Below are 25,601 nucleotides of genomic sequence, written 5' to 3'. Positions count from 1 at the left end.
CGAGCTCCGATAGAATATCGAATCTCGATGGCTGCTTAGTCTTTTTCATACTGTCTACTTGACAGGGGTAAGACCAAATTTCTAGTCTTTTTTTATTTCCCTTCATTCTTCTCTAACACATACAAATCTTCTTCAATATTTGTTAATTTCTCACTTACAAGTTTTCTTGCATCTCCAATTGCTTGATTGTATGCAAATGGTCCTACTAACTTTATCATTTCTTCTATTAAACGTTCTGCTTGGAAACGTCCAATTTCATCTAAATCTTCTTCAACGAAAAATTGCTGAATTTGTGCTACAAGCTCTTCTTTTTTATCAGTCGGTATTTTTATGTTCATCATCATTCGTTACTCCTCTATATTTAAGATAATACTTTTCTTAACTCTACCATAGAAAAGCGATTTCCTGGACAAGTTTTTGTAACCCCTTCTAACTCCCTATGGCCGAGTATATTTCCTTTCTCTATGGCAAACTGCTTCATAAATATTTTACATAAAGAATATAATGAATTCATTTGTGCAGTAGTTGGATCATATTTATCAAAATTCCCCGTCATACATATTCCAATTGTATCACTATTATTATCTTTCGCATGTGCTCCAATATGTAAACCTCGTCCTTCGACTACACTTCCATCTTCTTCAATAAAATAATTGTAACCAATCCCGCTCCATCCTCTTACCTTTTGATGAAATTCGTGAGTTTTATACACATCCCAGCCATCTTCTGACGTATGGTGGATGATCAGTTTATTTACTTTTTCTAAAGGAACTAACTCATTTTGAAATGTTAAATTTACACATTTAATTTCCATATGAACATCCTCCTCTTACAAATCGATCATAATAACTGTTTTATCATCTGGTCTTATTCTATTTTCTCCTTCTAACCTTTCAATGATTGCTACATATTCTTTTATACTATTCTTTCTTATATATGCTACAGTTTGTTCTAACGACCACTCTGGGTGAAACAATCCGTCTGAACAAATAAAAACCCCACTTACTTCAGCTACCTGTAATTCACCATATTGTAAATAATCCATAGCTTCTTTCATCCCATTTGCAACTGAGTAGCCGTTTGGCATATTTGCAAGATAGCGATTGTATTTTAACTGCTCCCGAACATCTTGAAAAACGTGTTCCTCAGGTATAGGTAATCCCTTTTCTCTATCTTCCTCTCTCTTCTTTTTTGCACGTTTACTAATTCCTTGAACCGTATCTTTCGTTAATACTCTTATCGCTCCATCCTGAAGTATTGCAACGATCATACAATCACCTAATTGTGCATATTCAAGTTTATCGCCTTCTATTTGAACTGCTGCAATACATGTACACCACAGATGATCTTTTTTTCTCGTATCAACCTTGTACTCTAGCATCTTGTTTTGCAATAATTCATTCGCCTTTGCAACTTCATCTTGTAAACTATTGATTCCTCGTAGCGAAGTAAAATGACTTGCAAATAAATGCGAAGCAATGTATGCTCCATTATGTCCTTCTTCATCACAAAATGGAACTAACGGTGTTGCTCCATCACATACACCATAAATCATTTTATCTTCATTACAAAAAGATGAATCCTCACACTCTTGTTTTAAAGGACTCTTCTGTTGATACGTCGTTATCTTCATATCTGTATCCCCTCCCATTTTTTTCAAACACTCGAATTATTTAGATTAATCTAATTTTCCAAAATAAACTGTTTTCCCAAAAAACTTTCAATTTCATATATAATCTTGAAATAATATGATTATTTAGTGAAGGACGGGAAAGAGATGGTCAGATTTCTTGGTGTTATTTTTGGTTCTATTATTATCGCAATTGCCTTTAATCTTTTCCTTATCCCCCATAAAATTTTAAGTAGTGGAATTGGCGGAATTGCTATTATTTTAGGGATTGTAACCCCTGTAAACACAGGTATTATTAACTTTGTATTGAACTTACCTATCCTTATTTTAGGATACATAGGTCTTGGAAAAAAAGTAATTTTTAACACGGTTGTTTCTGTAATTGTATTATCTGTTGCATTATACTATGTTCCAGTAAAAGTCGTAGCAACAGATCCACTTTTATCATCTGTATTTGGCGGTGTCATCGCCGGAGCTGGTATTGGTCTTGTCTTTAACTGCCATGGTTCAACTGGTGGATTTGATATTATCGGTATGTTGTTATCTCGTAAGCGAGATATTAAACTTGGTGGATTCCTTATTGCATTAAATACTGTTGTTGTTGTCATTGCAGGATTTTTCTTCACTTGGGATGTTGCCCTTACAAGCTTACTTTCAATTTATGTAACTGGTAAAGTAATTGATGCCGTTCATACGAAACATCGTAAAGTTACACTTATGATTGTAACAAATCAAGCAGAAGAAATGAAAAAAAAGCTTCTTTCAACTGTAGTACGTGGAATTACGTTACTTGATGGTGAAGGTGCTTATTCAAACGAGAAAAAACGTGTACTTATGACAGTCGTTTCACGTGAAGAATTAGCAAGTATGAAACTAACGATTTCGGAAATTGATCCTCATGCATTCGTTAATATTACGGAGACTGTTGAAGTATTAGGATTGTTTAGAAAAGTGTAAAAAACTAGGTGGACCTTCACCTAGTTTTTATTTTCCATAAATTCAATTCGATTTCCAAACGGATCTGACACGTAAAATCTGATTACATCTGGTCGCGCATGATCATCTATTACTTCAATACCTTGCTTTATTAACCCTTGTTTAAATTCATTAATTTTCAAAACATAAAAAGCTGGATGCGCTTTTTTAGCTGGATTAAAATTTTGCTCAACTCCGATATGAATCTCTTGATTTCCACACTTAAACCAACACCCACCACGCTTCTTTAATTCCTCTGGCTTTGGGATTTCCTCCATACCAATTTTATCACCATAAAATTCTCGTGCTTCTTCTTCACATCCTACTGGCGCCGCTACTTGTACATGATCAATTCCTTGAATATAATTTTTCATATTCCTTCCCCCTCTTCTATTCTAATGTTATAACGAAAATACATTCATGTAACTTAGAAAATATTAATAAAGCAATATAAGATTCTCTTATTACTACCCTTTTTTACCTTCCACTAAAAATAAAAAAGAAAATTTATTATATAATTTCCATTTTTTATAGAAATACACATTGCACCTATATTATAGTTAGTACTAGATTCATCTTTTTTAGATGCTAGTTGTACGGAGGAAATATTATGAGTCGTAAAAAACATTCATCTACTCAAAAAAAGCGTCACCCAAACGTATCGGAGCGCTTGCGAAACCATATACAAAATCGTTCTTTAGCAGAAATGTATGCATCTCTTTTTGAACATAACCCTGATAGTATTATTTCATTGAATTTAGAAGGAGTTATTTTACATATTAACCCCGCTGCGGAAAGAATATTAGGTTATACTTCTAACGAATTAGAGCGAAAAATAATCACGTCTATTTTAGAAGCACATATTTCTGATCAAGTGCTACAATACATAAAAAATGCTGCAGCTGACAATCAAAAAGAGTATATCGTCTCTATTTATCATAAAGACGGATATTTACTAGATGTCGTAACAAAATTAGTTCCTATTTTTGTTAAAAACCGTTTAACAGGTGTATACGCCATTATGAAACCCCTTGAAAAATCAGAAAGAATTGAGAAAGTATTACAAGAGAGTGAGAAACGATTACGCACATTAATGAATTCAATGCCTGCATTTGTTATTTTTAAGGATCATGAAGGGCGCTGGCTTGAAGCGAATGACTATGCGCTTTCTTGTTTCAATTTCCATAACGTTCCTTATCATGGAAAAAGAGATAATGAACTCATTCAATATAACGAAGCGTATCGGGAAGCTTTTTTGCATTGTGAAGAAGTTGATGAACTAACATGGCAAAAAGGACAAATTCTTCACGGAGAGGAATTTATTATACATAGAGATGATTTCGACCTAATTTTAAGTATTTCAAAGGTCCCACTCTTCCACCCTGATGGCTCACGCAAAGGTCTTATAGTGATGGGAAGGGACGTTACCGAACTAAAAGAAACTGAAAAGTTATTACGAAAATCCGAAAAGCTTGCAGTAGTAGGACAACTGACAGCTGGAATTGCCCATGAAATTAGAAACCCACTCACTTCATTAAAAGGATTTTTAACATTATTACATCCAGAAATAAATGAGGAAAATAAATGGTATGTAGACGTTATGTTGAGTGAAATTTCACAAATGGAATCTATAACAAGCCAATTTATGGCGATGTCTAAACCACAAGTGTTATCTATTCATACATGCAACGTACAAACATTAATTGAAGAAGTTGTAACTTTTATTTTACCAACAGCAGTTATGCATAGCGTTCATATCATCATGGATCATTTCGATTATATTTCTGACATTCAATGTGACAGTAATCAATTAAAACAAGTTTTGATTAACATATTAAAAAATGCAATCGAGGCGATGCCTGATGGTGGTAACATATTCATTCAAACAGCTTCGTTAGAAAATGATTTTGTTTCAATACGCATTATGGATGAAGGTTGTGGGATTCCTGAAGAGCGCATGGCTCGTCTTGGCGAACCTTTTTATAGCTTGAAAGAAAAAGGAACTGGCCTTGGCTTAATGATGTGCTATAAAATCATTCAAGAGCATCACGGAAAATTATTCATTTCCAGTGAATTAAACATAGGAACAACTGTCGATATTCAATTACCGATTGCTACAGCTCAGCCTGTAACAAACTCTTAACTATGCTACATTAATATAGTAAAAGACATCTGTTATAAGTAGTCGGGTTATTGTGGAAAACATCTACACTAATACGTTAAAAAGCTCAAAGTCCCTATATGACTCTGAGCTTTATTTTTGTATACGATTTATTTTATTAAATCCACTCTTTTCCATGTTTACGAATAAACTGAATATCATTTTCATAATGTTCAAGATGCCCTTCATCTATCATCTTTTGGAAGTTCATATCGCCTTCTAGTGCTTTTCTTTTCATGTATTTACATAATCCTTCTAATCGTAGAAGTACCATCTCCAAATAATCCTCGGCGATGCCATCACTTTTATAGGACTCAAAAAACAATTTAACTCTTTGCTTTATGCGGTCTGCATGCTGTAATGAATTATAATAAACCGCCGCACCTGTTTCCTTATAATAAACTCTACTTAATGGGACACAAGTGTAAAGAGTATAGGCTATGTCCCAAAGTCTTGGTCCAGGACCAGCAACATCAAAATCAATAATACCTACTGGTTTTTCGTTATTAAAAATAATGTTGTATATTGCAAAATCATTGTGGCATACAACCTCTATTTTATTTGGAGTATTATCCATCGGTTTCCAATCATCTGATAACGGGAAATCACTCACAGCATCATGATAAAGACGGAGCATCTTCGCTATTTCTTTTAAAACATCATTAGACCACATGTACTCTTTTAAAGGGTAATTACCAGCTTCTCCTTCAATAAATGATAATATCTCTCTATCTTTATCATCAATACCTAAAAACTTTGGTGCATAACTAAAACCTTTGTTTTCCAAATGATTTAATAGCTTATGAATTTTGGTACTGCCTTGCTTTAATTCTCGTCGAACAGTATCTTCCGAACGATATACGTTTGAGACATTCCCACCCGTTAGCATTTCTTCATTTTCGTAGTTTGACATCTAATAGTTCCCCTCCATTATTCTACATTTTCTTTATATTTTAACATAACTTTCCTATTCTCTTTTAACCCCTTAAATTGCAACAAAAAAATCGAGTATAAAATCTTTATGATTTTACACTCGATTTAGTCTACTATTTATGCATGTGAAAATATTTTTTCATACCATTCTGTTGCCTTCTCTACTTCATTCATCGTTAATTGATGTCCTCTATTTTCCCAATGCATTGTTACATTAGCATCTACATTTTCTAATAGCATCTTCAATTCCTCTGACTCAGAAGGTGAACAAATTGGATCATTTGTTCCAGCAGCGATAAATACGAATTTCTCTGCTAAATTAGGTAATTCTATTCCTCTTCTAGGCACCATTGGGTGATGAAGGACTGCACCTTTTAATGCATTTTCGTAATGGAATAATAAGCTCGCCGCAATATTTGCTCCATTTGAATACCCAACAGCTACGATATTATCTCTATCAAATTCATATGTTTTTGCTGCTTCATTTAAAAATTCATTTAATTCCTTCGTACGGAAAACAAGATCCTCTTCATCAAAAATACCTTCTGCTAATCGGCGGAAGAAACGAGGCATCCCATTTTCTAATACATTTCCACGAACACTTAATACAGAAGCTTCCCGATCAATTCTTTCTGCAAGCGGTAATAAATCTAATTCATTTCCTCCTGTACCATGAAGCAATAACAACACTGGTTTTGACGTATCTTTTCCTTTTTGAAAAACATGTTTCATCATATTCCTTTTCCCCTTTCAATCACTTTAATCTAGATTTCTCACTTCAAATGGTAAGAGTGTCTGTTCAATTTGTTTTCTATGTTGTTCATATCGATCCGGTAATTTTAACTCCTCACCCATCGTCTCTAAAGATTCGTCATGGGCAAAACCAGGAGGGTCTGTTGCAATTTCAAATAAGATTTCGCCGTGTTCTCTAAAATAAATTGCGTTAAAATAGTTTCGGTCTTGTACAGGGGTTACACCATATCCAAAGCGAGACACATGCTCTTTCCAGTCTAATTGATCAGCATCATCACTCGCTCTCCAAGCAATATGATGAACTGTACCAACACCCATTTGCCCACGTCCAATTGTTGATAATCTCAAATCGATAATATTTCCAATATCAGCAGAAGAACGGAACCGCATAAACTCTCCCTCTTCTCCTACTTTCTCAAGCCCCATAACATGCTCTAATAATTCAGCAGTTTTTTGAGGTTGTGCCGATAAAAGAACAGCACCGCCAAATCCTTTAATTGCTACTTCTGGCGTAACTTCCCCAAAAGTCCAATTATTTAATTCGCCCTCTTCTCTTTCAACTAATTCTATATGCAAACCATGTGGATCATCAAATTCTATATACTGTTCTCCAAACCGAGTCATTTTTGTATACGGTACGTCGAATTTTTCTAATCTATTTTCCCAAAACTCCATTGCGCCCTTTGGTACGACATAAGACGTAATGCCTACTTGACCGTCCCCAATAATACCTTGACGAGCACCTGCCCATGGAAAAAACGTAATAATTGTTCCAGGCTTTCCTCCTGTATTACCAAAATAAAGATGATACGTACCTGGATCATCAAAATTCACTGTTTGTTTTACTAAACGCAATCCTAATACACCTGCATAAAAATCTACATTTTCTTGTGGGTGTCCTACGATTGCTGTAATGTGATGAATTCCCATTGTTTTCTTTTCCATTTTCTCCGCCCCTTTTTATTTCATTTTAAAAACTTTTATACATTAAAATTCATTATTCATTTTGTCCATACTGCAAAGTAAAATCCATCGTTATGATTTTATCTTTAATTCGAGATATAAGCTGTGAAATTACGCATTATCTTCTATATCACTGAATTCATCTCGAATTCGAGATAATTCCAAAAAAATATTTACTCCATCTGAAATCTTTATTCGGAAATAAATTATCTTGAACTCAATATTTATTATAAGTTACTTACTTTTAGTTGTCAACAAGCACTTATTTTCATTTTAAATCAAAAGAGAGTAAATGCTAGTTACCATTTACTCTCTTCGCTAATTATTTCGTTTCCTCTTCCAATACTGCTTCCATCTCGTTAAATTCACGATGAATTGCTTTCACTGGTTCTTTCGTTAATAAACTTACAACTATAACAGCTAATAAACTACAGAAGAATCCAGGTACCATTTCATACATAGTCGCTTTTAAACTTGGAATTTGTACCCAAGTAATAACAACTACTGCACCTACAATCATACCAGCAAGAACGCCCCATTTGTTCGTTCTCTTCCAATATAAACTTAATAAAATGGCGGGTCCGAATGCTGAACCAAATCCTGCCCAAGCATAACCGACAAGTGTTAAAATTGTATCACTTGGATGATACGCTAAAACAACTGCGATCATAGCTACTACTAATACTGACAGTCTACCGATAAATACAAGTTCTTTATCACTTGCGTTACGACGGAAAAATGTTTTATAGAAATCTTCCGTTACAGCACTTGAAATAACGAGTAATTGCGAGGAAATACTACTCATAATCGAAGCCAAAATAGCTGACAATAAAAATCCAGTAATATACGGATGGAATAAAATGTTTGAGAATGTTACAAAGACCATTTCTGGGTCTTGTAATTTCTCATTATTTTTAGCGTAATAAGCAATACCAATTAGACCAGTAAGCATTGCACCTATAATTGAAATCGTCATCCAACCGATACCGATTCTACGAGAAGTTTTTAAATCTTTAACAGAGGTAATTGCCATAAAGCGAACAATAATATGCGGTTGACCAAAATACCCAAGACCCCATGCTAAAAATGAAATAATACCAAGAATTGTAGTACCTTTAAACATATCTAAATGCGATGCATCAACTTGCTTAATCGTATTGAATGTTTCTGTTACACCACCGACATCTGTAAAAGCTACAATTGGCACTAACACAAGAGCAATAAACATAATACAACCTTGCACAAAGTCGGTCCAACTTACTGCTAAAAAGCCACCGAATAATGTATAAGCAACAACGACACCGACAGTTACAAATAAACCAATTTTATAATCAAGATTGAAAGAATTCTCAAACAAACGTCCACCTGAAACTAAACCAGCTGACGCATAAAATGTGAAAAACACTAAAATGACGATAGCGGAGACAAAACGAAGTATTTTCGTACGATCTTTAAACCGATTTTCTAAAAAATCTGGAATAGTAATTGAATCATTTGCTATTTCTGTATACGTTCGCAAACGCGGGGCAAGAATTAAATAGTTTGCATAAGCACCTATTAATAAACCTATCGCAATCCATACACTTGATAATCCTGTTGCATACATCGCACCAGGTAATCCCATTAGCATCCAACCACTCATGTCAGAAGCACCAGCTGATAAAGCTGTAACTGCTGGACCGAGTCCCCTTCCGCCTAACATATAATCTGATAAATCGGATGTCTTCTTATAAGACCAATAACCGATATACAACATACCTGCCATATAAATAGCAAGCGAAACCATAATCTCAATCTTCACCAAATCTCTCCCTTAGTTACATAAGCCATTCAAAATTTCGAAAAATGACTTTTTCTATTTTCTTGTTTTCGCTTATGGTTCCCTACCTTAACAAACATTTTTTGTTCTTTCAAGTGAACAAGCCCTTTTCACTACATGTGAAAACCTTTATAAACGCCTTTATCCCAGTGGATTACCCGGTTTTTAAAAGAAATTAAAGTAAAAATATTCAGAAAATAAAATAGCGTTTTTTCACACCTTATTTTCATTCTTTTATTAGTTGAATTTTAAAAGAAAAAAGCCATACGAATGTATGACTTTTAATGTATTAAACATAGCTTATCTTCTATTTACTAGTAGGAAACAATTCTGAAAGAGGAACTATCCGCCCCACCTCATCTTTAAACACAATATGCTCTCTCGTTAAATGGCGCGGGCTCTTTACTCCCGCTGCTGCCGCAAGTGAGAACAAACTATATCTCATACTAACAACATAATTCATTACTCGCCATTTCTTCTCATACGGATCTAGCGCTTTTTGATAGTGCGGATTCGTCGTGGCAACTCCAGATGGACATTGTCCGGAATTACATTGAAGTGCCATTATACAGCCACTTGCCATCATAAATCCGCGTGCTGAATTTACAGCATCTGCACCAATGGCTAAAGCAATTGCCACTTTATCTGGTGTAATTAATTTCCCTGAGGCAAACACTTTGAATTTTTCCCGAACACCGTAATGATTCGCTGTATCAATACATGTCAGTAATGCTGGAATAAGCGGTATTCCCATACTATCTGCCATTGATTTATACGTAGCACCTGATCCACCTTCTGAACCATCAATTGTAATGAAATCTGGATAAATGTTTAACTCTTTCATCGTTTTGAATAAATCTTCCAACGGTTCCTGCTGTCCAATTACAATCTTCATCCCAACTGGTTTACCACCGTTTTCTTGCAAACGTTGAATAAAATAAAGTGTATCTACTGCATTCTTTAAAAATGGAAATCGATTCGGTGAATTAATCGTTTCTCCTTCTCGCACATTCCGAACAGAAGCAATTTTCTCATTTACTTTTTGTCCCTCTAGATGACCACCACGTATTTTCGCACCTTGCCCAAATTTCAATTCGAATGCTTTAATATTACTTTCTTTCGCTTTCTCCATAAATTTCTTCATTGAAAACTTACCATCCTCATCACGATATCCAAATAATCCTGGACCAATTTGCGCAACGATATTTGCACCGGTATGTAAATGTTCCGGTATTACACCACCTTCCCCCGTATTAATCCACGAACCGCCAGCCATCTTCGCGCCAAATCCACTTGCCAAAATATAATTTTCGCCAATCGCACCGTAAGAAGTTGCTGATGCGCCAAACATGCCATACAGTTTCCACGGATATTTGCGGTTTTCACCGACGATAATTGCATCGTCTTCTTCATATAACCAAAGATTCGTTGTATCCGCTGTCAATTTTTCTCTTCGTGAAAATAACCCTTCTTTATGAATCACATACTTTTTCCCTTCACGTTCTTTCGTTACATTCACACTTAATTCATCTGTTAATTTCGGAAATAATGTATTAGCGATATAATATCCAGATGCATCAAAATCTCGTTTTGATCCAAAACCGAGTATTTCTGAACGGTATTTTGCTAGAAACATTACACTTTGAAAATCATAACGTGAAAAGGGCTTTCCATCCGTATCATGGTCAAACCAATATTGCCTAAATTCCGGTCCTATCTTTTCAAGTAAATAACGCATCCTTCCTAAGTATGGATGTAACTTTAATATAGAATGATGCGTCCGTTTTTTAATAAAAAATGTAATAATAAAAAAAATGATTAATAGTAACATCAATAAGAGCAATATACTAATAATAACGAGTAGCGTTTCACTCATCCCGCTTCCTCCTATGAAAATCCATAATAAAAGGAGAACACCTGATGTGTTCTCCTTTTATCTTTATTCAAATTAATGTAGCAAGATGCTCTTTCGCATCATATTCAACTAAACTTTCAGCATTTTTAATTCGATGAACAAAATCTGGATTAGCTATTAAAGGTCTTCCGAATGCCACTACATCAATTGTTCCTTCTTGCAGTGCTTCTTCTGCCTCTTTCGGATTCAAATTACCTACTCCTACGATAGTACTATCCCAATACTTTCTTACTAATTGATGAAAATTCTTGCCGTCAGCAATAACTGCCGTATAATTCATCGTTGAAGGGTGAATCATCGTTAATCCAACTTCTTTAAACATATTTACAAACGTTTCAATTGCAAGCTCAGGGTTTTCCCACATATAAGTTGGATTATCACCTTTGAAAGCAGAGAAACGAAGAAGTGTTTTATCAGCCCCAACAGCTTCTATTACAGCCTCCGTTACTTCTTTCATAAACGTTAGCCTTTGCTTTAAATCTCCGCCGTATTTATCAGTACGCTTATTTGCGAACTCATAAGTAAATTGATCGATTAAATATCCGTGCGCCCCATGAATTTCTACTCCATCAAATCCAGCTTCAATCGCGTTTTTCGCAGCTTGTGCGTATTGACCAATCACCTCTTGTATTTCTTCTAACGTCATTGCTTCTGGCGTGTCGAACGGTTTACGAAAACGCGGAACATTTCCCTCTGCAGCGATAGCAGACGGTGCTTGTGGCATTTGCCCACCAATTATCTCGTGATGACTCATACGGCCAACATGCCATATTTGAGCAATAATCGTTCCACCTTCTTTATGTACTGCCTCTGTAACAGGCTTCCACGAATCGATTTGTTCTTGTGTATAAATCCCTGGTACTCCCGGATTACCTTTTGCCCTTGGGCTAATGACGATTCCCTCTGTAATAATTAAGCCAACTCCATCAGCTGCACGTTTTCTATAATACTCTACCACATCAGTACCAACGACTCCCGTTTCATGATCCGCGAAACATCTCGTCATCGGTGCCATCGCTATGCGATTACGAAGAGACCAAGATCCAATTTGAATCGGATGAAATAACTTCGTTTCTTCAATATTTTCAAAAGATCCCCAATCGTTTATATTTGTTCCTTCATAAATACTTGCAGCTTTATTATTTGCACTTGTCATTTTTCTTCCCCCTAAAAAATTCTTACTATAATCGCATCATACTTACTTTTAGATAGTAACGTCAATTTATACGCTCTTACGTAGGAATATTCGCATAATAAAACTAACTGTTTTTTAACTTTAAGGGTTCTGGTATTCAAGACTCTACTGTCTATTTTTATGTTCAGTAAGTGGATGAGGAAAATACTTGTTAAGTGGATGTTTTCTTTTCTTCTAGTTTTATTACTATAGAATATATTGGTAATTAATTATTTAACTATTTACTAACCAAAAAGAACCTGTTTCCAATGTACTATGTTCAAACTTAAACTAACGAGGTTTCAATAATTCATTTGTTTTTTAATTATACCAACGAAATTTTAGGAACTAATAAAAGACTCCTAGATAGTTGAAAGTATTTTTTCTTATTTAATTTTTAGAAAGAAGGATAACAATGAAAACAAAAGCTATCGTTTCTACACCTGAAAAAGATTTTAATATGCAAGAAGTATACTTAAACGATATTAAAGACGATGAAGTATTAGTAAAAATTATCGCTTCGGGTATATGTCATACAGATGCAACAGTTTTAGACGGTACAATGCCAACACCAAAACCAGTTGTTTTAGGACATGAAGGTTCTGGTATTGTAGAAAAAGTGGGAAGTAATGTAACATCGGTTAAACCTGGTGACCATGTTGTACTTGGATTTTCTTACTGTGGTCATTGTGAAAATTGCTTAGATGGTAATGCTGCTGCTTGCGAAAATATGATTGAATTAAACTTCTCTGGAAAAAACAAACGCCATGTAACACCTATACACGATCTTAACAATAATGACATTTCTCAATTCTTCGGCCAATCTTCATTCGCATACCATGCCGTGGTTGATGAGAATAATACTGTAAAAGTACCAAAAGATGTTGATATACGTTTGTTAGGACCACTTGGTTGTGGAATTATGACTGGTAGCGGTACGATCCTAAATTCATTACAGCCAAAACCAGGTAGTAGCCTAGTTGTATTTGGAACCGGTGCTGTTGGCCTTAGTGGCTTAATGGCAGCTAAAATTGCTGGATGTACTACAATCATTGCCATTGATATTCATGATAGTCGTTTAGAATTAGCGAAGGAATTAGGGGCTACACACACGATTAATAACTTAAACGAAGATCCAGTTGCCAAAATTAAAGAAATTACAAACGGTGGAGCTAATTACTCATTTGAAACAACTGGCGTAAATACTGTTACACTGCAATCCATTCAATGCTTACGAGTAAAAGGTACAATGGCAACTGTTGCTGTTGGTAAAAAGGATTTAACTTTAAACGTAACAAATGAAATTGTCGTAAAAGCTATTACAATTAAAGGGGTAGTTGAAGGTGATGCAGTACCGCAACTATTCATTCCAAAATTAATTAATTTCTATCAAAAAGGACTATTCCCATTCGATAAGTTTGTACAATTCTATTCTTTTGAAGAAATTGCTCAAGCATTTGAAGATTCTAAAACAGGAAAAACGATTAAACCTATTATCGTAATGGAGTAACATTTGTTTACTTTTTCCCGATAACTAACAAAACAAAAATATCCTGAAATGGAATAAATAAAATTAAAAAGGTTTCCTAAGTAGGAAACCTTTTTTAGTTGACCATATAAGGCTAACAATTCGTTTATCTCTTTTAAATAAAGAAAATAAACAATTATTATCTCCTCACATATGGAAAATCTCTTAACAATAGAAGTGGGAGTGGTTCAGTATTCTTCTAAAAATAATAACTTATATACCTAAAACAATGAAAGCCCTACCTCTCTTTCATCCTTACGGCTCCTCGTCCGTGCCAGTGTGAATCAGGATTGCAAAAATCAAGTAACTATTTTATCGAGTTATTTAATTAAACTTCGAACATTCGTAAAAGAAATTAAAAAATAAAAATGGATTAAATTGTAGTAATAACAAAAGAGGTTAATGCTCTAAAAGTGGTTTGAAAGAGTTGAATGTCTTTGAAATGATTGATTTTCTATAATTATATTCCCAAAAAATTCAAGATCTTTTTTGGGATGTAATACATTATCTACAATGAATCTTAACAAAAGCTTTTTATTTGATTTTCTGTGATACCTTCAATTAATCCCAGCTCACTAATCAAAAATTCATGTGCGTTATCTAACATTTTCTTTTCGCTTGCATTAAGTGCTTTTTCTTTCTGCATACGTAATAAATCACGTACAACTTCAGCACCTTCTTGTATTTTACCCGTTTTTATTTTATCAGTGTTCAATTTATACCTTTGTTTCCACGTAAGTAATCTATCTGATTCCCCATGCTGAAAAATATCTATTATGTTTGTTAATGCCTTTATATCTGTAACTGGTCGTATATTTGAACTCAATATTTTCCCCATAGGAATCATTACTTCCATATTACTAGCCGACATTTTTATAACATAATACTGTCTTTTTTCTCCTGAGATTTCCTTTTCTTCTATGGCTTTAATTATACCTGCTCCGTGCATTGGATAAACGATGTTATCGCCAATTTGAAACAAATAATCCACCTCCATATATGGTAACCTTTTCAATCTTAACACACATTTATTTTTTTAGCAAAATTTTTATAATATCACAAAATTATTTTCTATGTCAATTTATTTACACATAAAAATTCAAGCTGTACAGAAACACTAAAAAACCCGCGATTTTGTTACATTTCCACACCCATTTTCTCCAATTTTATATACCTTGTAAAACAAAAAAAACACATCACTACATATAAGTAGCGATGTATTTTTATATAATGACAAAAACGGTTGCTTCAAAACTTCACACACGATCCTTCGCTTATATACTAACCTGTCTACTAATCGTTTCTCGCGCTAAAAGAAAACTCATAATCACTTGCGCAGCTACTCTACTCGTCATATCCCTAAAATCAAGAGTTGGATCAATTTCTACTATATCCATCCCTTGAACGAGTGGCTCTTTACCAAGGAATTCAATTGCATCAAGTAAAGTTGTACTATCCATCCCACCAGGGCCAATTGCTGGACAGCCTGGCGCAAACGCTTGGTCTAGTACGTCCATATCAAGAGAAATATAAATAGAAGTCACATCTTGTTTTCTTAATACTTCAATACTTTCTGAAATAAGATCTTTTATTTTTCGCTCTCTTACATCTTTCATTGTATACACTGTCACGCCATGCTCTTTTGCATATTCATGGTACGCTCGTGCATTTGAAAAATTACGAATCCCAATTTGAACGAGTTGTTTTCCTGTAATCACATCATTTTCTAGCAAACTACGGAACGGTGTACCATTTGATGGACCACCATCATCTAAGTTACGTAAATCATGATGGGCATCAAATTGAATAATACCGACCTTCCCTTTACTATTTGCAAAACCAGTTATACTCGGAAAACTAATCGAGTGGTCACCACCAAGAACGATTGGTATCATTTTCGGATTTACTTTCGTCAAGTGACCAACTGTTTTCGCAATTCGGTTATGACTCTCTTTTATATCTGTCACATGCATCGTAATATCACCACAATCATGAAGAACACTTTCTTTCATATCGTGTTCTTCTGTAATTGCGTACGTGCTATATGCATCCAACATTGAACGAATTGTTTTTGGTGCAAAACATGCTCCTGAATGACTAATAGATGGTTTAGAAAAGGGCGCTCCAATTAAGGCAGCACCGAATATTTCCACACCTTCCTCCCAATTTTTAATCATTTCGCTCCATTTCGTCACTTCCCGATCGATAAACTTTGCATTTTTCTTTAAATAGTGGCCGTGCTCCACGATTGTTCACCTCTTGTATATGCGATATTCCCATTCTTCCATACTGTATTCACATGACTTACGCCGTAATGGTACGGTACGTAAGCGTAATTATAAGCATCCCATAAAACTAAATCCGCCTTACGACCAACTCTAATTTTCCCAGCTACATCGCCTCGATTAATGGCATAAGATGAGTTCACTGTTACCGCATTCCAAACTTCTTCTGGTGTCATTTTCAGTTTCAGCATCGCAATGCTCATAATAAGCTGAATGTTTTCAGTTGGACAGCTACCTGGGTTAAAATCTGTAGCTAAAGCAACCGCAACACCTTCATCGATCATTTTGCGGCCGCGTGCGAAACTTTCTTTATTTAAATAGAAAGTTGTTCCTGGTAATAAAGTCGCTACTGTATTAGAGTTTGCAAGCATTTCAATTCCTTTATCAGAAGCGCCAACTAAATGGTCCGCTGATGCTGCACCAATTTCAGCCGCTGCTTCCGCACCACCAAGAGGGTCGATTTCATCTGCATGAATTTTCACATCAAAGCCAAGCTCTTTCGCTTTTAATAAAAATTCTTTTGATTCTTCTACAGAGAACACACCTGTTTCACAGAAAATATCAACGAACTCAGCTAATTGCTTCTCTTTCATTTCTGGTAATAGATCTAGCATCCATTGTAAAAATTCTTTCGATCTTCCTTTATACTCTTTCGGAACTGCATGAGCACCTAAAAATGTTGAAACTAAATCAATTGGATGCTCTTTTTGTAATTGTGCAGTTGCCTCTAATTGTTTCCATTCTGTCTCATCATCTAATCCGTAACCACTCTTCGCTTCTACAGTTGTAACTCCGAAAGATAGCATACGGTCTAAATGGAATTTAGCTTTTTGAACAAGTTCTTCTTTCGACGCTTGTTTCGTTGCATTTACAGTTGAAAGAATACCTCCACCTTGTTCTAAAATTTCCAAGTACGGAACTCCTTGTAGTTTTAGCGCGATTTCATTTTCACGAGATCCACCAAATACAAGATGAGTATGCGGATCAACAAGACCAGGAGAAACCATTTTTCCGCCGCAATCAATAACCTCTTTCGCTTGTAATCCTTTAGATTCTTCCGCTGTTCCAACGAAAGTAATTACACCATTTTCAATTCCAACCGCACCGTTTTCAATAACAGGAAGCGTATTCATCGCTTCCCGTCTTAACAAGCCATCTTCTTGATCCATTGTTAGTAATTGACCGATATTTATTAGTAAAGTGTCCAGCATGTTTCTTCCTCCTTATTTCATCATTGGAATGTTAACGCCTTTTTCTTTCGCAGTTTGAACCGCTAAGTCATAGCCTGCATCAACGTGACGAACAACACCCATACCAGGGTCAGAAGTTAATACGCGTTCAATACGTTTTGCCGCTGCTTCTGTTCCATCTGCAACGATAACCATTCCAGCGTGAAGTGAATACCCCATACCAACGCCACCACCGTGGTGAACAGATACCCAGCTTGCACCGTTTACACTGTTAATTAATGCATTTAAAATTGGCCAGTCTGCTACTGCATCACTACCGTCTTTCATAGATTCTGTTTCACGGTTTGGAGATGCTACTGATCCGCAATCTAAATGGTCACGGCCGATAACGATCGGTGCTGATAATTCCCCATTAGCCACCATTTCATTAATAATGCGGCCAAATTTTGCACGCTCGCCATAACCAAGCCAACAAATACGTGATGGAAGACCTTGGAACTCAACTTGCTGGCGTGCCATACGAATCCAATTACATAAATGTTCATTATCCGCGAATTCGCGTAAAATAACTTCGTCTGTTTTATAAATATCTTCTGGATCACCAGAAAGTGCTACCCAGCGGAATGGTCCTTTTCCTTCACAGAATAATGGACGGATAAATGCTGGAACGAATCCCGGGAAATCGAAAGCATTTTTTAATCCTTCATCGAAAGCAACTTGGCGAATATTATTTCCGTAATCAAATGTAATCGCGCCTTTTTCTTGCATTGCAAGCATTGCTTCTACATGTTTTTTCATACTTTCTTTTGATAATTGTACGTAACGTTCTGGATCTTCTTCACGAAGCTTCGCTGCTTCTTCTACTGTATAACCTACTGGAATATAACCGTTTAATGGATCATGGGCAGAAGTTTGATCCGTAACTAAGTCAGGGATAATATTACGGTTTACTAACTCAGGTAAAATTTCTGCTGCATTACCTAATAATCCAATTGAAATAGGCTCTTTCTTCTCTTTATATTCGTTTGCAATAGCCAATGCTTCTTCTAATGATTCTGTATACTTATCACAATATCTCTTTTCAATACGACGATCGATACTACGCTTATCTACATCAATAGCAATTACAACACCGCCGTTCATCGTTACAGCAAGCGGTTGTGCGCCACCCATGCCACCTAAACCAGCAGTAATCGTTACAGTACCTTTTAATGAACCATCGAAATGTTGACGTGCCGCTTCACCAAATGTTTCATATGTTCCTTGTAAAATCCCTTGTGTCCCAATGTAAATCCAGCTACCCGCTGTCATTTGTCCGTACATCATAAGACCTTTTTTCTCTAGTTCACGGAAGTGATCCCAGTTCGCCCACTTCGGTACTAAGTTTGAGTTCGCTAAAAGAACGCGAGGCGCATCTTCATGTGATTTAAAAATCGCTACCGGTTTTCCTGATTGAACAAGTAACGTTTCATCGTTTTCTAACGTTTTTAATGAATCAACAATTGCATGGTAGCTTTCCCAATTACGAGCTGCACGGCCAATTCCGCCATACACAACTAATTCTTCTGGTTTTTCAGCTACTTCAGGATCTAAATTGTTCATTAACATTCGAAGTGCAGCTTCTTGAACCCATCCTTTCGTTTGTAACTCAGTACCTCTTGCCGCACGAATTGTTTGTTGTACTTTTTCCATTTCAATCTCTCCCTTTTCTCGTTTTATAGTGCTGCATTTACATCCAATCTTTCCTTTATTGAATAATTCGTTTTTAACCAATGCGCGATATTTTCAATATCCGTTGAGAATATACGGTCATTTGTAATAGAAGGCACTTGCTGACGACCTTGATGATAGAACGTTTTTGTAACTGTACTCATGTTTTCAATTCCGCGATATTCTGCTGCTTGCATCGCACAGATCATCTCAATTGCAAGAACGCGTCTTGCATTTTGAATAATTTGATGCGCATGACGTGAAGCGATTGTTCCCATACTTACGTGATCTTCTTGGTTAGCTGAAGACGGAATTGAATCTACACTCGCTGGATGAGCTAACGTTTTATTTTCTGAAACGAGTGAAGCCGCTGCATATTGCATAATCATGGCACCTGATTGAAGTCCTGGTTCTGGACTTAAAAATGGTGGTAAGTCATTTAATTGCGGATTTACTAGGCGTTCAATACGGCGCTCTGAAATATTTGCAAGCTCCGCCATCCCTACTTTTAAGAAGTCCATTGCAAATGCAATTGGTTGTCCGTGGAAATTACCACCAGAGATTACTTTTTCACCGCCATCAAAAATAAGTGGATTATCTGTTGCTGCATTCATTTCAATTTCTAATTTTTCTTTCACATAATTTAAAACTTGCCAAGAAGCACCGTGAACTTGCGGGATACAACGAAGTGAATATGCATCTTGTACACGAAGTTCTCCTTGTTTTGTCACAAGTTTACTATCATGAAGAATATCACGAATTCTGCTTGCCACTTCGACTTGCTCTTTATAACCACGCGCTTTATGAACATTTTCATCGAATGCATCAATAATGCCGCGTAATCCTTCCATTGTCATCGATGCAATTAATTCTGATTGATAAGCACTTGCTTCAGCTTCTATATAAGAAAGAACCCCTTGCGCTGTCATTGCCTGCGTACCATTGATTAACGCAAGACCTTCTTTTGCTTCAAGTTCAATAGGTTCAAGTCCTTCTTCTGTAAGAGCAACCATCGCATGAACTCGTTTTCCTTTGTAGAACACTTCACCTTCACCTAACAAAACGAGAGCAAGATGAGATAAAGGTGCTAAATCACCGCTCGCTCCTAGTGATCCTTGTTGCGGAACGACTGGATGAATTTTACGATTTACAAACTCAAGAAGCATGTTTACAACAAGTGGTCTAACACCCGATACTCCTTTTAACATCGTATTAGCTCGTAAAATCAACATACCGCGTGATACTTCTTCAGGGAATGGATCGCCTATTCCGCACGCATGTGACTGAATTAAGTTGTGTTGAAGTGCTTTTACATCATCTTTTTGAATAAGTACATCACTAAACTTTCCAAATCCAGTTGTAATACCGTAAACGACTTTTCCGTCCTCTACAATTTTCTCGACAACTTCGCGGCACTCTGCCACTTTTTGCATACTAGTTGGGCAAGCTGTTACACCTTCACCTTCAAGTAACAACCTCTTCATTTCTTCAACTGTCAATGTGTGTCCTGTTAACGTAATCATTCTTTTTCCTCCTTATAAAGGCAAAAGGGGACCTTATCTTTTTAAGACAGACTTCTGTCCTAAAAAATAAGGCCCCCTTCTAACTAATAGACTATGGGCAAATCATATGTGATTAATTCCTAAACCAATCGCCTCATGCTCAGATCCTTTTACAGGTGCACCAATCGTTCCATAAAGTGCAACAGCAACCCATTCGCCTTCTTTTTTTCCGTCGTATGGTGTACCGCGCACAATCGCAAAGCGAAGTCCTACTGTACGAAGAACGTCTGCTAACTGAATTTGACCTCTCGTCACTCCGTACAAAGCTTCCATAATTGCATGATAAAGTGCATGTGTTTCTCTGTAAACATCTGTTTCAATAACTCGGTTGCTCTTAGCCGCTGTTTCCATTGCTGCTACTACTTTTTGCGAATTCATAGAACCAACTTTCCCAGTACAATATTTCCAACCTTTCGGAATAGATAATACGGGACTTTCATTCTCATCCGCAAGTGCCAACAGCATGGCCATACGACCAATTCGATGTGTTCCTTGAAGAAGCATGTGACTCTCTCATTTCTTTTGAATTATTTGAATATTACTTAATTTAAGAATATATGAAAACGGTTAAATCGTCAATAGTTTAAAATATTATTCAAGCAATTTTTTATCCCTCTCATACTTGTACTTGTGTACACAATTTATTTACAGATTTTTTTCAGACGTGCTATAGTCTCACTAACAGATGCAAAGGGGCGAAATTTCAGTGGCGAAGCGAAAAGATATTCATTTTCGAATTGAAGAAAAATTACTTACAAGGTTTGAAGACGCACTCCATTACGAAGGTTTAAATAAAACAGATGTATTAACACATGCGATTCAGCAATTTTGCATAAAGGTGGAATGTGAAAAAATGAATGATGTAAAACGCCAATACAACGTAAGTAACCATTTACAAACACGTATCGATACGCATAAACATTACGAAGAAAAACAAGTGAATGTAGATGAAGTCGTCATTGAACATTTACAACTCCAAGGTGAAGAAAAAATATTAGAGGTCGGGTGTGCTAACGGAAAATTTCTTTCCCTTTTGCAAACTAATGGTCATAAAGGACATCTAACTGGTTTTGATCAATCCGAAACTATGCTTTCTGAAGCTGCTATAACGAATAATATGATTGAATGGAAACTCGGTGACGCTAGTAAACTTCCTTTCGAAGCTAATTGTTATGACCTGCTAATCGCAAGGCATATGTTATACCACATGAAAGATGTCGAAAAAACTATTCAAGGATTCCATAAGATAATTCGTCCTGGCGGCGCCCTTTTAGCTACAACAAATTCTAAAGTTTCATTACCTCGTATAGATGAAATGTGTAACAAAATGTTAGTCACATTTGATTTACCAAAAACATCACCGTCAGTAGCTCCATTTTGTTTAGAAAATGGTAAAGATCTATTACACTCTGTTTTTTCAACTGTTGAAGAAACAATTATTCATAATGCACTTCTTTTTCATCATGCCACTCCAATCGTTAACTATATTTCTAGCATGTTCCCGTCGCTGAATATACCTGATAATATGTCCCTTCACACCGAAATGAAGGAATGGCTAAAAGAAGAAATAGAAAATGATTTATCATTTCATAACGGTATATGGCGCGATCCGAAAACGTTAGTGATTTATCGATGTAAAAAAGAAAAGAGCTAGCATTCGCTAGCTTTTACACGTTTTCCGGTAAAAGATTCTCCATCATTATATTGCCCTTTCCACTATAAAAATTTGTATTATGTTCATTCACTACTCCAAAATAGGAGGCAATCGCTAGTCCAAATGGCACAAATGCATGTCCTTGTGCTGTAATAATATTTGCGTGCTGTACAACTTCTGTATACACAAAATTTTCTACTGGAAAACAATCTAATTTTTGATAATCTATGGTCACTGTATAAGAGATTTCTTTTAGTAAACCTGCCCTTGCTAACGCATACGGTCCAGCACAAATCGCTGCCACTAATTTTCCTTGCTCAGAAAATTGACGAATAACTGAAAAAAGCAGTTTCGCCTCTTTCATATGTATTTCATCTCCGCCCGGAATGATAATCCCCTCATATTCTTCTACACGCACTTCACTTAATTCTATATGCGGCTGTACTTGTAAGCCTGTTTCACTTATAATCATTTCTTTTGTTAAACCCGCTGTAATGATTTCATATTTCTTTTTCAGCAATGCTGTTGCTACCGTTATTTCAAACTCTGCAAATGTCGGGTATACGAATAATAATATTTTTTTCATAGCCTTTTCTCCCTTAGCCACCCTATAAAATATGCCTCTAATTCGTCCACTGATAATATATTAGTGTCCACATAAGTTACGGGAAATTGTTTATACCATTCTTTTTCAACTTCTACTAATTTAAATTGTTCCTCAAATGTACTTCGATTTCTTGTCCTATCATTATTTCTCCTATCATACAAACTCTCTTTCGAAACATCTAAATAAAAAATTGCATCCGAACGGCATTCTCTTAATTTATACAATTCATCTTTTAATTCTGTTTCTATACCCCACTCTTTCCCTATCATCTTCGGATAAAAGAGTGTATAAAATTCAATATCTTCTGGTCCACGATCAAAAATCACGACTGAGCTTTTCACATTTTGAAACTCTTTTATTTTTGCTTCAATAAACATTTTCTGATTTGTAATAAACCCCTCTTTTGAGTTCATATCTAAATGTAATTCTTTTCTTTTTTCTACAATTGGATATGGATTTTCGTATATAATTGAAAGCTCATATTGCTCTAACCTTTTTGCCAATGTTGTTTTCCCACTTGCCATCGGTCCTTGGAGTGAAATTACATATGTCATCCCTCTCATTCCCTTGTACTGTATTACATAAATAATAAACAGAATTTTGAAAACTATCAACAAGATATATATCATCTTGTTTCTTATTCTTATCTAACTTATAATAAAAAATAGAGATTATGACGGACGCAAAATAATGTAAGCTTGGAAATCCAAGCTTACATTATTTTTTGCTTTCCCTTTTCTTATAAAAAGAGTATACTAGATTAGAACGTATGTTCTTAATAATTACATACAGTAAGGAGATAGAACAATGGTATACGACACAAAAGCAATTTCTTGGAATGCATCTTTAAAACAACTTCAACGCCGCTATACAAACAAACAAGTTGACCGAAAAGAATTTGAAGATATTGAACTGATGGAATTCTTCCGCGATAACGACTACATTCCTTTACCTACACATATAAGCGGCCTATCAACAACACGTTTTACTTCTTACTCTATTTTCACAACTGAAGATAAAGATCGTAAAGTTGGCACACTCATCATTGAATATGTAGAAAATGACAATGATATTTTATGTGTTGAACAACTATACTTCGTTTAAATCACAACGCTTGGTCAAAATAATCAAGCGTTCTTGCTTTCTATGAATCTCATTGCTTATAATATAAATAAAATATAAAATATTGCTTTCGTTAAAGGAGGGCATACAATTGCTTGAAGGATGGTTTAGTTGGTTTATAGTCGTTTGGACTGTTGTATTATTAGGGCTTATGTCCATTGGTGGATATTTCATGTTCAGAAAATTCCTAAAACGGTTGCCAAAAGAAGACGGTATGTCCATTTTGGATTGGGAAGAGCGTTATATTGATCAAACACGACACTTATGGGATAACGAGCAGAAACAATTATTAGAAGAACTCGTAAGCCCTGTTCCTGAACTATTTCGCGATGTTGCTAAATCAAAAATTGCTGGTAAAATCGGAGAACTAGCATTACAAGAAAATGCCTCTAAAATTACACAAGATTTAATTATTAAAGGATATATCATCGCCACACCAAAGCGTGATCATAAATTTTTAGTTAAAAAACTACAAGAAAAAAAGATTGATTATTCTCATTATCAATCTTTACTAACAAAATACCCTTCGTAAAAAAAGATTGCTATTTTATAGCAATCTTTTTTATAAGCTCAACTTACAGTTACTGATTTTGTAGCAATTAATCTCACTTTCGCTAAATCTATCTGTAACCCTACAGCACTCGTATAAATCGTATCGCCAGTACCTGTAATATTTACAGAGGTATATGTTGTATTCGCAGCAATTCATCCTGTTGCATTTATATTTGCAATATTAGATTCGGCTCAAGACACTTAAGCTAAGCGAAATTTCGTCATTAACATTCCACTTTCATGTTGTATCAGTACCATCAAGTGGAGTAATTGTTAATGAAGGAACGTCTCCTATACGATCCAACCTAATCTAACTTAGCCACCAATTACCGGTGATAAAACTTCAAACCAAATAGTATTCCTTATATCGGTCCATTCGTAACGTCAAACTTAAATTGCTTCTTCGATGGTCGACAATTTATACATCACAACTAGAATTGAGGAAGTTACCTTTCAGTGATTAACAAAAAACAACGTCTAATCAGACGTTGTTTCTTTATACATATAACACTCTTTACGTTAACTTCATATCTTTTTCATTATAAAAACCATCTTCTTTTTCCATTTCCTTCTGTAATTTCGTAAAGGAACGGTACATTGCAATTCTCCATGAAACAATCATTGCAAACGCAAGTAAGAAGAACATACCGCTAAGTTGTCCTAAATCAAGAGATTGACTTAAGTATGTTTTAAACACGATACGCACGACAAGTAATCCAATTAGTATAAAAACAAATGCTTTTGAACGCTTCAAATAAATCTCTTGTCCTCTAATTTCAAATTTAGATGTTTTAATAAGAAAAATAGAGAAAAACAAACCGACGCCAATTGCTTCTAACATTTCTGCTGGAGTTAATCGAAATTCAGGAAAAACAAACATCAACGCTCCCGTGCTCATAAAAAATGGGGGAAGTATAATTTTTTTCAATGTTGCAGGTTTCTTAGCTGCTTTTAAACGAATAAACATCGCACCGACAGCCATACAAACAGCAACGATACTTGATAACAGAACTATGTTCATATTTTCTCATCCTTTTTTGTGGCTATATGCAAAATATAATTTTATTA

At 35.4% G+C, this 25,601-nt stretch carries 25 protein-coding genes; 6 read left to right on the top strand and 19 right to left on the bottom strand.

The features are described 5' to 3' along the window. Nucleotides 1–92: 92 nt before the first annotated feature. The 3 genes from SB773_RS24100 to SB773_RS24090 are packed head-to-tail and all read right to left on the bottom strand — an operon-like array spanning nucleotide 93 to nucleotide 1,633. Nucleotides 93–344, bottom strand: coding sequence for a DUF2164 domain-containing protein (locus SB773_RS24100; protein WP_002087817.1), 252 nt, complete (start codon nucleotides 342–344; stop codon nucleotides 93–95). 17 nt (nucleotides 345–361) lie between these two features. Then, complete coding sequence (locus SB773_RS24095) at nucleotides 362–814, bottom strand: peptidoglycan recognition protein family protein (protein WP_060750817.1); 453 nt, start codon at nucleotides 812–814, stop codon at nucleotides 362–364. Between the two features lie 15 nt (nucleotides 815–829). Continuing rightward, nucleotides 830–1,633, bottom strand: coding sequence for a protein phosphatase 2C domain-containing protein (locus SB773_RS24090; protein ID WP_060750818.1), 804 nt, complete (start codon nucleotides 1,631–1,633; stop codon nucleotides 830–832). Between the two features lie 144 nt (nucleotides 1,634–1,777). On the opposite strand from SB773_RS24090, the gene SB773_RS24085 reads away from it, so the two are divergent. Then, nucleotides 1,778–2,587: a YitT family protein gene (locus SB773_RS24085; protein WP_000251329.1), complete on the top strand. Its 810-nt coding sequence runs from the start codon at nucleotides 1,778–1,780 to the stop codon at nucleotides 2,585–2,587. Between the two features lie 20 nt (nucleotides 2,588–2,607). Here SB773_RS24085 and SB773_RS24080 read toward each other — a convergent pair whose 3' ends face one another. Continuing rightward, nucleotides 2,608–2,979 carry a VOC family protein gene (locus SB773_RS24080; protein ID WP_353825323.1) on the bottom strand — a complete coding sequence of 124 codons (372 nt, stop codon included), beginning with the start codon at nucleotides 2,977–2,979 and terminating at the stop codon, nucleotides 2,608–2,610. Nucleotides 2,980–3,215: 236 nt separating this feature from the next. Here SB773_RS24080 and SB773_RS24075 point away from each other — a divergent pair, with 236 nt between their 5' ends. Then, nucleotides 3,216–4,748, top strand: coding sequence for a BA3702 family sensor histidine kinase (locus SB773_RS24075; protein WP_410592609.1), 1,533 nt, complete (start codon nucleotides 3,216–3,218; stop codon nucleotides 4,746–4,748). 136 nt (nucleotides 4,749–4,884) lie between these two features. Here the strand turns inward: SB773_RS24075 and SB773_RS24070 are convergent, their stop codons facing one another. The 6 genes from SB773_RS24070 to SB773_RS24045 form a co-directional block, all read right to left on the bottom strand. Continuing rightward, on the bottom strand, nucleotides 4,885–5,679 hold the full coding sequence (locus SB773_RS24070) for a phosphotransferase (RefSeq protein WP_002014251.1): 795 nt from the start codon (nucleotides 5,677–5,679) through the stop codon (nucleotides 4,885–4,887). 137 nt (nucleotides 5,680–5,816) lie between these two features. Further along, nucleotides 5,817–6,431: an alpha/beta hydrolase gene (locus SB773_RS24065; RefSeq protein ID WP_002087830.1), complete on the bottom strand. Its 615-nt coding sequence runs from the start codon at nucleotides 6,429–6,431 to the stop codon at nucleotides 5,817–5,819. A gap of 27 nt (nucleotides 6,432–6,458) precedes the next feature. Continuing rightward, nucleotides 6,459–7,397 carry a ring-cleaving dioxygenase gene (locus SB773_RS24060; protein ID WP_410592607.1) on the bottom strand — a complete coding sequence of 313 codons (939 nt, stop codon included), beginning with the start codon at nucleotides 7,395–7,397 and terminating at the stop codon, nucleotides 6,459–6,461. 340 nt (nucleotides 7,398–7,737) lie between these two features. Next, complete coding sequence (putP, locus tag SB773_RS24055; protein ID WP_410592605.1) at nucleotides 7,738–9,216, bottom strand: sodium/proline symporter PutP; 1,479 nt, start codon at nucleotides 9,214–9,216, stop codon at nucleotides 7,738–7,740. A gap of 325 nt (nucleotides 9,217–9,541) precedes the next feature. After that, entirely contained in the window at nucleotides 9,542–11,110 is a 1,569-nt protein-coding gene (locus SB773_RS24050; RefSeq protein WP_289404390.1) for an FMN-binding glutamate synthase family protein, read from the bottom strand. A gap of 67 nt (nucleotides 11,111–11,177) precedes the next feature. Further along, entirely contained in the window at nucleotides 11,178–12,305 is a 1,128-nt protein-coding gene (locus tag SB773_RS24045) for an alkene reductase (RefSeq protein ID WP_410592603.1), read from the bottom strand. Nucleotides 12,306–12,738: 433 nt separating this feature from the next. On the opposite strand from SB773_RS24045, the gene SB773_RS24040 reads away from it, so the two are divergent. Continuing rightward, nucleotides 12,739–13,833 carry an NAD(P)-dependent alcohol dehydrogenase gene (locus tag SB773_RS24040; protein ID WP_410592601.1) on the top strand — a complete coding sequence of 365 codons (1,095 nt, stop codon included), beginning with the start codon at nucleotides 12,739–12,741 and terminating at the stop codon, nucleotides 13,831–13,833. A 538-nt stretch (nucleotides 13,834–14,371) separates the two neighbouring features. Here SB773_RS24040 and SB773_RS24035 read toward each other — a convergent pair. From SB773_RS24035 to hutP, 6 genes are all read right to left on the bottom strand, one after another. Beyond that, complete coding sequence (locus SB773_RS24035) at nucleotides 14,372–14,833, bottom strand: CarD family transcriptional regulator (RefSeq protein WP_170935206.1); 462 nt, start codon at nucleotides 14,831–14,833, stop codon at nucleotides 14,372–14,374. A 292-nt stretch (nucleotides 14,834–15,125) separates the two neighbouring features. Then, nucleotides 15,126–16,097 carry a formimidoylglutamase gene (gene hutG / locus SB773_RS24030; RefSeq protein WP_410592598.1) on the bottom strand — a complete coding sequence of 324 codons (972 nt, stop codon included), beginning with the start codon at nucleotides 16,095–16,097 and terminating at the stop codon, nucleotides 15,126–15,128. After that, complete coding sequence (gene hutI, locus SB773_RS24025; protein WP_193652464.1) at nucleotides 16,076–17,347, bottom strand: imidazolonepropionase; 1,272 nt, start codon at nucleotides 17,345–17,347, stop codon at nucleotides 16,076–16,078. Before hutI ends, hutG begins: the two co-directional genes overlap by 22 nt. Nucleotides 17,348–17,359: 12 nt before the next feature. Further along, on the bottom strand, nucleotides 17,360–19,018 hold the full coding sequence (gene hutU / locus SB773_RS24020; protein ID WP_002033512.1) for a urocanate hydratase: 1,659 nt from the start codon (nucleotides 19,016–19,018) through the stop codon (nucleotides 17,360–17,362). Between the two features lie 23 nt (nucleotides 19,019–19,041). Next, complete coding sequence (gene hutH, locus SB773_RS24015) at nucleotides 19,042–20,559, bottom strand: histidine ammonia-lyase (protein WP_002033511.1); 1,518 nt, start codon at nucleotides 20,557–20,559, stop codon at nucleotides 19,042–19,044. Nucleotides 20,560–20,661: 102 nt separating this feature from the next. Further along, entirely contained in the window at nucleotides 20,662–21,102 is a 441-nt protein-coding gene (hutP, locus tag SB773_RS24010) for a histidine utilization transcription antiterminator HutP (RefSeq protein WP_000926519.1), read from the bottom strand. 181 nt (nucleotides 21,103–21,283) lie between these two features. Here hutP and SB773_RS24005 point away from each other — a divergent pair, with 181 nt between their 5' ends. Next, nucleotides 21,284–22,252: a class I SAM-dependent methyltransferase gene (locus SB773_RS24005; RefSeq protein WP_410592594.1), complete on the top strand. Its 969-nt coding sequence runs from the start codon at nucleotides 21,284–21,286 to the stop codon at nucleotides 22,250–22,252. 13 nt (nucleotides 22,253–22,265) lie between these two features. Here the strand turns inward: SB773_RS24005 and SB773_RS24000 are convergent, their stop codons facing one another. Further along, a complete protein-coding gene (locus tag SB773_RS24000; RefSeq protein ID WP_002167821.1) occupies nucleotides 22,266–22,838 on the bottom strand; it encodes a DJ-1/PfpI family protein in 573 nt (190 codons plus the stop codon). After that, on the bottom strand, nucleotides 22,835–23,413 hold the full coding sequence (locus SB773_RS23995; RefSeq protein WP_002128548.1) for an AAA family ATPase: 579 nt from the start codon (nucleotides 23,411–23,413) through the stop codon (nucleotides 22,835–22,837). Before SB773_RS23995 ends, SB773_RS24000 begins: the two co-directional genes overlap by 4 nt. Nucleotides 23,414–23,666: 253 nt before the next feature. Here SB773_RS23995 and SB773_RS23990 point away from each other — a divergent pair, with 253 nt between their 5' ends. Both SB773_RS23990 and SB773_RS23985 read left to right on the top strand, forming a co-directional pair. Then, on the top strand, nucleotides 23,667–23,963 hold the full coding sequence (locus tag SB773_RS23990; RefSeq protein WP_002033506.1) for a hypothetical protein: 297 nt from the start codon (nucleotides 23,667–23,669) through the stop codon (nucleotides 23,961–23,963). A gap of 109 nt (nucleotides 23,964–24,072) precedes the next feature. Then, complete coding sequence (locus SB773_RS23985; RefSeq protein ID WP_060750829.1) at nucleotides 24,073–24,513, top strand: DUF2621 domain-containing protein; 441 nt, start codon at nucleotides 24,073–24,075, stop codon at nucleotides 24,511–24,513. A 534-nt stretch (nucleotides 24,514–25,047) separates the two neighbouring features. Here the strand turns inward: SB773_RS23985 and SB773_RS23980 are convergent. Further along, complete coding sequence (locus SB773_RS23980; RefSeq protein ID WP_002014224.1) at nucleotides 25,048–25,554, bottom strand: CcdC family protein; 507 nt, start codon at nucleotides 25,552–25,554, stop codon at nucleotides 25,048–25,050. Between the last annotated feature and the right edge of the window lie 47 nt (nucleotides 25,555–25,601).

Source organism: Bacillus sp. SIMBA_074 (assembly GCF_046534555.1).
GTDB classification, from domain to species: Bacteria; Bacillota; Bacilli; order Bacillales; family Bacillaceae_G; genus Bacillus_A; species Bacillus_A mycoides.
Note: the sequence above shows the minus strand (reverse complement) of the source record. Positions and strands in the feature narration are given on the sequence as shown.

What these genes read in the sequence shown, in the direction of transcription:
- SB773_RS24100 (WP_002087817.1), bottom strand. Translation starts at nt 344, where the DNA reads ATGATGATGAACATAAAAATACCGACTGATAAAAAAGAAGAGCTTGTA.
- SB773_RS24095 (WP_060750817.1), bottom strand. Translation starts at nt 814, where the DNA reads ATGGAAATTAAATGTGTAAATTTAACATTTCAAAATGAGTTAGTTCCT.
- SB773_RS24090 (WP_060750818.1), bottom strand. Translation starts at nt 1,633, where the DNA reads ATGAAGATAACGACGTATCAACAGAAGAGTCCTTTAAAACAAGAGTGT.
- SB773_RS24085 (WP_000251329.1), top strand. Translation starts at nt 1,778, where the DNA reads ATGGTCAGATTTCTTGGTGTTATTTTTGGTTCTATTATTATCGCAATT.
- SB773_RS24080 (WP_353825323.1), bottom strand. Translation starts at nt 2,979, where the DNA reads ATGAAAAATTATATTCAAGGAATTGATCATGTACAAGTAGCGGCGCCA.
- SB773_RS24075 (WP_410592609.1), top strand. Translation starts at nt 3,216, where the DNA reads ATGAGTCGTAAAAAACATTCATCTACTCAAAAAAAGCGTCACCCAAAC.
- SB773_RS24070 (WP_002014251.1), bottom strand. Translation starts at nt 5,679, where the DNA reads ATGTCAAACTACGAAAATGAAGAAATGCTAACGGGTGGGAATGTCTCA.
- SB773_RS24065 (WP_002087830.1), bottom strand. Translation starts at nt 6,431, where the DNA reads ATGAAACATGTTTTTCAAAAAGGAAAAGATACGTCAAAACCAGTGTTG.
- SB773_RS24060 (WP_410592607.1), bottom strand. Translation starts at nt 7,397, where the DNA reads ATGGAAAAGAAAACAATGGGAATTCATCACATTACAGCAATCGTAGGA.
- SB773_RS24050 (WP_289404390.1), bottom strand. Translation starts at nt 11,110, where the DNA reads ATGAGTGAAACGCTACTCGTTATTATTAGTATATTGCTCTTATTGATG.
- SB773_RS24045 (WP_410592603.1), bottom strand. Translation starts at nt 12,305, where the DNA reads ATGACAAGTGCAAATAATAAAGCTGCAAGTATTTATGAAGGAACAAAT.
- SB773_RS24040 (WP_410592601.1), top strand. Translation starts at nt 12,739, where the DNA reads ATGAAAACAAAAGCTATCGTTTCTACACCTGAAAAAGATTTTAATATG.
- hutI (WP_193652464.1), bottom strand. Translation starts at nt 17,347, where the DNA reads ATGCTGGACACTTTACTAATAAATATCGGTCAATTACTAACAATGGAT.
- hutU (WP_002033512.1), bottom strand. Translation starts at nt 19,018, where the DNA reads ATGGAAAAAGTACAACAAACAATTCGTGCGGCAAGAGGTACTGAGTTA.
- hutH (WP_002033511.1), bottom strand. Translation starts at nt 20,559, where the DNA reads ATGATTACGTTAACAGGACACACATTGACAGTTGAAGAAATGAAGAGG.
- hutP (WP_000926519.1), bottom strand. Translation starts at nt 21,102, where the DNA reads ATGCTTCTTCAAGGAACACATCGAATTGGTCGTATGGCCATGCTGTTG.
- SB773_RS24005 (WP_410592594.1), top strand. Translation starts at nt 21,284, where the DNA reads ATGCAAAGGGGCGAAATTTCAGTGGCGAAGCGAAAAGATATTCATTTT.
- SB773_RS24000 (WP_002167821.1), bottom strand. Translation starts at nt 22,838, where the DNA reads ATGAAAAAAATATTATTATTCGTATACCCGACATTTGCAGAGTTTGAA.
- SB773_RS23995 (WP_002128548.1), bottom strand. Translation starts at nt 23,413, where the DNA reads ATGACATATGTAATTTCACTCCAAGGACCGATGGCAAGTGGGAAAACA.
- SB773_RS23990 (WP_002033506.1), top strand. Translation starts at nt 23,667, where the DNA reads ATGGTATACGACACAAAAGCAATTTCTTGGAATGCATCTTTAAAACAA.
- SB773_RS23980 (WP_002014224.1), bottom strand. Translation starts at nt 25,554, where the DNA reads ATGAACATAGTTCTGTTATCAAGTATCGTTGCTGTTTGTATGGCTGTC.